Raw genomic sequence first — 5,067 nt, forward strand, 5'->3', positions numbered from 1 at the left:
CTCCCCCTCTGGGGGAGCTGTCGCGGAGCGACTGAGGGGGTTTGTCGCACTGCGAGTCAGTTGCAAAAGGCTTCCACCTCCGCTACATGAGAATGACAATCATTCGGTGGGGCGGGTCCCTTGTACGTCTGCAACTGTAACGGCATTCGCGAGCGGGAAGTCCGCGCCGCCATCGACGCCGGCGCCACGCGCCCGGCCGAGGTGTTCCGTCACAAGGGTTGCCAGCCCCAGTGCGCCAAGTGCGTCTGCGAGATGCGCCAGATGATCCAGGACAACCGCGAAGCCCTGGCCTTCGCCGCCGAATAGGCCGCGAAAGCGTTCGGAAACCGGACGATCTCTCGCCCATTCCACGCTTTTCCGTGAGGCTGAGAAACACTCGCAGACATAGCGGTTGAAGCTCGCCCTGCGATAGATCACGGTCTGGCGAATCTCATTGAGGAGTCCCGCCATGCAAGGCGATCCCGGCATCATCCGGCTCTTGAACGCGGTGCTCACCAACGAGCTGACAGCGGTGAACCAGTACTTCCTGCACGCGCGGATGTACGACAACTGGGGCTTCAAGCGCCTGGGCAAGATCACCTACGACGAATCGATCGGCGAGATGAAGCATGCCGACAAGCTGATCAACCGCATCCTCTTCCTGGAGGGCCTGCCCAACCTGCAGGACCTGCACAAGCTGAAGATCGGCGAGACCGTGCCCGAATGCCTGGCCTCGGACCTGTCGGTGGAGGTCGGCGGCCGCGAGACCCTGATCCCCGGCATCGTCCAGTGCGAACAGGTCCGCGACTATGTCAGCCGCGAACTGCTGCGCGAGATCCTCAGCGACACCGAGGAGCACATCGACTTCCTGGAGATGCAGCTGGGCCTGGTGAAGGCCCTGGGCGAGCAGAACTACCTGCAAAGCGCCGTGGGCGAACTGCCGGCTTAAAGCTCCCCCCCCGTGGGGGAGGCGATCGCGCAGCGATCGGTGGGGGGCGTTTTAGGGTCGTTGATCCTGACGGTGGCTAGCTTGCCGATCACTCCCCCCTCCGTCGGCTTCGCCGACACCTCCCCCACGGGGGGAGGATCTAGACGTCCCGCACCATGAACACCCGCGCGTCCTCATCCAGCCCACGCGCCAGGTGCTCCTCGCGGATCGCCAGCATCCCCGGCGTCAGGTCCGCCACCTCCACGAACCCCAGCCGCCGATAGTACGGCGCGTTCCAGGGCACCTCGCGGAAGGTCGACAGCGACAGGCCGTCCAGCCCCGCCGCTCGCGCCCGCTCGGCGACCTCGTCCAGCAGCGCCGCGCCGATCGCCCGGCCGGCGAAGGCGGGCAGCACGTCGAGCTGTTCGACATAGGCCCGCGCCTCGACCCGTCGGAACATCACAAACCCCACGACCGCGCCGCCCTCGACCGCGACGATCAGGCCGCCGTCGGCGATCCGGATCGCCAGCACCGACGCCGAGCTGGGCTCGTCGCCGGCCAAGGCGTCCATCAAGCCGATGAAGCGCTGAGCCGAGACGCGCTCCAGGGCGCGGATCGTCTCGATCTCCTGCGGTCGGGCGGGACGAAAGACGATCATCGAAAAACCCTCAAACCGTTTCGCCGCCTTGGAACCAAGGCGGAGCTAAATGGGTTACAAACGTGTTTAGCGAGGAGTCCAATCATGCACATCCCGAACGGAAAATCCCACGGGAGGCGGACTCACGCCGGCCGCGAGTCGTTCGAGGTGGACCTGAAGGCCGACACGACCAGCACCGTCGGCGCGCAACTGATCCTGGGCCTGGCCCTGGCCGGCGGCGCGATCCTGGCCTCGACCCTGCTGGGCCGCCGTCACGAGGCGATGATCGACGATGAGGAATATGCGGTCGGCTACGCCGAGATGCACGAGCCGGTCGCCCATCAGCCCAAGGCCCTGACCAGCCTGATCCTGCCGCCGCTGTTCATCGCCATGACCCTTTCGGGGCTGCGTATCTGGAACGCGCCGTCCAGCCCCACGCGCACCCGGGCTCTCACCCTCTGGAGCCTGGTCCAGGGCTTCAACGCCCTCTGGTTGGCCCTCGGCGCCAAGCGCGTCGGGGGGCAGCTTGGCGCGGCGACCGCCTCCCTGGCCGCCTCGGCCGCCTATGCGCTGCAGGCCCGCAAGCTGGTGGCCCCGGCCTCGGGCTTTTCCAGCCCCTATCTCGGCTGGCTGGGCTTCGCCAACGCCCTGACCGAAGAGCTGTGGAAACGCCCCCGCCGCGTGACGGTCCATTAAGATAACGCTGACTCACAGCTGTTCAGCAGCCGTTCAGGCGGCCAAGGCTTAGCTTCCCTCAAGCCACGCTTCGGGGAGTTTTCACGTGCGTCGTCCTTGGGTTCGGAGATGGGGGGTTCTGGGAGCCGCCGTCACGGTCGCCGCGCTGGCCGGCTGCGCCACGATGAGCCAGGAGGCCTGCCTGCAGGGCGACTGGTTCAAGGTCGGTCTGAAGGACGGCGAGGCCGGACGCCCGCAAAGCCGCCTCGACGAGCACGCCAAGGCCTGCGCCAAGGCAGGGGTCGTCCCCGACGCGGCGCTCTATTTCACGGCCCGCGACCAGGGGCTGAAGTTCTACTGCACGCCGGACCAAGGCTTCAGCGAGGGGCGTAGCGGCAATTCCTACGCCGGGGTCTGCCCGCGGGAGCCCGAGCGCGGCTTCCTGATGGGCTATGCCGACGGCCGGCTTGTCCACGCCGCCGTCTCGCGCCTCAGCCAGGCGGAATCGGACCGTGACAGCGCCGACCGTCGGGCCGAGAAGCGTGACCGCGAGGCGCGCGGCGTCGAGGACGAGCTGAAGAATCCCAAGCTGAACGACGAGCAGACCCACGAGTTGCGCGATCGCCTGAACCGTCTGCGCAGCGAGCGCCGCCAAGCGGTGGAGGACGGCCGCCGCGCCGAATGGGCCGCCCGCGACGCTGAACGCGAGGTGGACGAGCTGCGCCATCGCTTCGGGCCGAGGTATGGAGGGTGGTAGTTTCGCCCTCTCCCTCTGGGAGAGGGTGTTCACCTCACCCCCAACACCCTATCCAGACTCCACTTGCCCCCGCCCTTGGCGATCAGGAACAACAGGATCGCCGCCCAGGACAGATGGGTGCTCCAGGCGTCGGGATAGACGAACACCTCGATCACCAGGGTCATGCCCAGGAACGCCAGCGCCGATAGCCGGGTGAACAGGCCCAGCACCAGCAGGATCGAGAACAGGTGCTCGCTATAGGTCGCCAGGTGCGCGGCCAGGTCCGAGGGGATCAGCGGCAGGGCGTACTCTTCGGCGAACAGCGAATAGGTCCCGTCGGTGATGTGCAGAAACCCGTCGACCTTGGTGCGTCCCGACAGGAAGAACACCGAGGCGATCCCCAGGCGCGCGACCAGGGTCAGCACCGCGTCGGGCAGGAGGCGGTCGGCCAGGACGGCCAGGCTGTCGAACGGCCGGCTCCAGGGACGGGCGGGGACGAGGCTCTGGTCGGTCACGCGGGATCTCCAAGGTCGAGGCCGCTGAACACGCCGTCGGCGATCAGGGCGGCGAAAAGGGTGGCGAGGTCGGCGGTCGGAGCGGCCTCCCCCGCGGCGGTGATCGCCTCGCCCAGGCTCGCGCCGTCACGGGCGGCGGCCAGGAAGGCGAAGCCTGCCGGGTCGAGCAGGCGGCAATGCACGGCGTCGCCTGGGCGAACGATCAGGACGGCCTGCGGATCGTCAATCAGCTCTATCTCGCCGGGCTCCGGCTCGCGGGCCGCTAGCCACAGGCCCGGCAAGCCGCTGTCGAACCTGGCGAAGGCCAGGCTGGGATGCAGGCGTGGACGGGCGGCGGCCAGGACGTCGGGCGCCAGGGCGAAGGCCTCGGCCCTCAGCGGCTCGGCCTCGGGCGCGAACAGGGCGGTGGTCCACATCCGGTCCAGCCGGGCCATGGCCGGCAGATAGGGCAAGTCCCCGGCCGGCGGGAAACGCTCCAGCCAGTCCGCAAACGCCTCGCCATAGGCCAGCAGCGCCGCGCCGGTCGGCGGGTGCTCGCGGGCGAACTGGGCGGCGGCGGCCCGGAACCAGTCGTCGCCGACCAGGCTGGCCACGGTCGGGAAATTGGCGGCCAGGGCGTCGACGCAGCCCTTGGCGATGGTGTTGCGGTAGACGGCCAGGCCGGCGGCTTCAGCCTCGCCGTCCGGCAGCCAGGCGGTGATCGGCGCGGATGTTCGCTGGGCGAGCGCCGTGGCGAACGCGTCCTGGAATTGGCCCAGCTCAGACATGGGCGAGCTCTCGGACCAGCAGGCCATGCGCCCGGTTCCGCTCGGCCATCAGGACGTCGAACGCCGGGATGTCGTCGTCGCGCTCGATCAGGGTCGGACGCGGGCCGACGCGGTCGATCAGGCGGCGGTACAGCGCCCAGACCGGCTCGGCGACCGGCGCGCCGTGGGTGTCGATCAGCAGGGTCGAGCCGCCCTCGTCCACGCCGTGGCCGGCCAGGTGGATCTCGCCGATGATCTCGGCCGGCAAGGCGTCCAGATAGGTTTGCGCCGCGTAGCCCAGGTTGCCGGCGCTGACGAACACGTTGTTGACGTCCACCAGCAGGCCGCAGCCGGTGCGGCGGGTCAGTTCGACCAGGAAATCGGTCTCGTCGAAGTCGTGGCCGGTCAGCGGCAGGTACAGCGAGGGGTTCTCGATCAGGATCGTCCGTCCAAGCACGTCCTGGGTGCGGCCGATATTGGCGGCGATGCGGTCCAGCGCCGCGCGGGTGCGAGGGAACGGCAGCAGGTCCGGCTGATGGACGCCGCGATGGGTGCTCCAGGCCAGGTGCTCGGAGACCACGAACGGCGCGAACCGATCGACCAGGGCCCTCAGGGCCAGCAGGTGCGCCGGGTCAGGATCGGCGTCGGCGGCCAGGGACAGGCCCACCCCGTGCAGCGACAGCGGATGCTGGGCGCCGATGGCCTCCAGCCAGCGCAGCCGCGGCCCGCCGGCGGCCATGTAGTTCTCGGGATGGACCTCGAACCACAGGCCCGCATCCTCGGCCGCCAGGGCTTCGGCGTAGTGCTGCGATTTGAGGCCGAGGCCGGCGGTGGGGGGCATGGTTCGAAAC

General features: G+C 68.8%; 8 protein-coding genes. 4 read left to right on the plus strand and 4 right to left on the minus strand.

The window, feature by feature from the left end:
- Positions 1 to 120 precede the first annotated feature (120 nt).
- Positions 121 to 306: a (2Fe-2S)-binding protein gene (locus WAL33_RS08480; protein WP_422180384.1), complete on the plus strand. Its 186-nt coding sequence runs from the start codon at positions 121 to 123 to the stop codon at positions 304 to 306.
- Positions 307 to 448: 142 nt separating this feature from the next.
- Positions 449 to 928: a bacterioferritin gene (gene bfr / locus WAL33_RS08485; protein WP_422180386.1), complete on the plus strand. Its 480-nt coding sequence runs from the start codon at positions 449 to 451 to the stop codon at positions 926 to 928.
- 139 nt (positions 929 to 1,067) lie between these two features.
- On the opposite strand, the gene WAL33_RS08490 is transcribed toward bfr, so the two are convergent.
- Positions 1,068 to 1,565 (minus strand): GNAT family N-acetyltransferase, encoded by a 498-nt coding sequence (locus tag WAL33_RS08490; RefSeq protein ID WP_422180388.1) that lies wholly within the window; start codon positions 1,563 to 1,565, stop codon positions 1,068 to 1,070.
- 84 nt (positions 1,566 to 1,649) lie between these two features.
- Here WAL33_RS08490 and WAL33_RS08495 point away from each other — a divergent pair, with 84 nt between their 5' ends.
- Together WAL33_RS08495 and WAL33_RS08500 are read left to right on the plus strand one after the other, a co-directional pair.
- Positions 1,650 to 2,240, plus strand: coding sequence for a tryptophan-rich sensory protein (locus WAL33_RS08495; protein ID WP_422180390.1), 591 nt, complete (start codon positions 1,650 to 1,652; stop codon positions 2,238 to 2,240).
- A gap of 85 nt (positions 2,241 to 2,325) precedes the next feature.
- Positions 2,326 to 2,976, plus strand: a complete 651-nt coding sequence (locus WAL33_RS08500) for a DUF2799 domain-containing protein (protein ID WP_422180392.1) — start codon at positions 2,326 to 2,328, stop codon at positions 2,974 to 2,976.
- Between the two features lie 29 nt (positions 2,977 to 3,005).
- On the opposite strand, the gene WAL33_RS08505 is transcribed toward WAL33_RS08500, so the two are convergent.
- Genes WAL33_RS08505 through WAL33_RS08515 form a run of 3 tightly spaced genes read right to left on the minus strand, consistent with a single transcriptional unit; the run spans position 3,006 to position 5,057 of the window.
- A complete protein-coding gene (locus WAL33_RS08505; protein ID WP_422180394.1) occupies positions 3,006 to 3,470 on the minus strand; it encodes a DoxX family protein in 465 nt (154 codons plus the stop codon).
- A complete protein-coding gene (locus tag WAL33_RS08510) occupies positions 3,467 to 4,237 on the minus strand; it encodes a putative DNA-binding domain-containing protein (RefSeq protein WP_422180396.1) in 771 nt (256 codons plus the stop codon). The genes WAL33_RS08505 and WAL33_RS08510 overlap by 4 nt, the downstream gene beginning before the upstream one ends.
- Positions 4,230 to 5,057, minus strand: coding sequence for a DUF692 domain-containing protein (locus WAL33_RS08515; RefSeq protein ID WP_422180398.1), 828 nt, complete (start codon positions 5,055 to 5,057; stop codon positions 4,230 to 4,232). The genes WAL33_RS08510 and WAL33_RS08515 overlap by 8 nt, the downstream gene beginning before the upstream one ends.
- Positions 5,058 to 5,067: the final 10 nt, after the last annotated feature.

The organism is Caulobacter sp., from assembly GCF_049283275.1.
Classification (GTDB): domain Bacteria; phylum Pseudomonadota; class Alphaproteobacteria; order Caulobacterales; family Caulobacteraceae; genus Caulobacter.

Excerpts from the sequence above, each read along its gene's own strand:
- WAL33_RS08515 (WP_422180398.1), bottom strand. The coding sequence starts at position 5,057 with ATGCCCCCCACCGCCGGCCTCGGCCTCAAATCGCAGCACTACGCCGAA.
- WAL33_RS08495 (WP_422180390.1), top strand. The coding sequence starts at position 1,650 with ATGCACATCCCGAACGGAAAATCCCACGGGAGGCGGACTCACGCCGGC.
- bfr (WP_422180386.1), top strand. The coding sequence starts at position 449 with ATGCAAGGCGATCCCGGCATCATCCGGCTCTTGAACGCGGTGCTCACC.
- WAL33_RS08490 (WP_422180388.1), bottom strand. The coding sequence starts at position 1,565 with ATGATCGTCTTTCGTCCCGCCCGACCGCAGGAGATCGAGACGATCCGC.
- WAL33_RS08510 (WP_422180396.1), bottom strand. The coding sequence starts at position 4,237 with ATGTCTGAGCTGGGCCAATTCCAGGACGCGTTCGCCACGGCGCTCGCC.